Annotated in this window: 1 protein-coding gene; it reads left to right on the forward strand. The window is 59.7% G+C overall.

Annotated features, from left to right (window positions below):
* Window positions 1-67: 67 nt before the first annotated feature.
* Window positions 68-236: undecaprenyl diphosphate synthase family protein (locus SB765_RS33775; RefSeq protein WP_410933055.1), on the forward strand; the 169-nt coding region annotated here is incomplete at its 3' end.

Consider the following 236-nt stretch of genomic DNA (forward strand, 5'->3'; position numbering starts at 1 on the left):
TGACATCGACGCGGCGTTCAAAGCCAAGGAAAAGGACCTGTTGGCCGTTTAAGGCCGAGGTTTTTTAATGGAAAAGACCAAGCCAGCGGCGCCGTCCTCGGTGCCGCGACACGTCGCGATCATCATGGATGGCAACAACCGTTTGGCGAAGAAGCGCCTGTTGCCCGGTGTTGCCGGGCACAAGGCTGGCGTCGATGCCGTTCGCGCGGTCATCGAAGTTTGTGCCGAATCGGGGG

It is taken from the genome of Pseudomonas sp. SIMBA_067 (assembly GCF_046534675.1).
Taxonomy (GTDB): Bacteria; Pseudomonadota; Gammaproteobacteria; order Pseudomonadales; family Pseudomonadaceae; genus Aquipseudomonas; species Aquipseudomonas putida.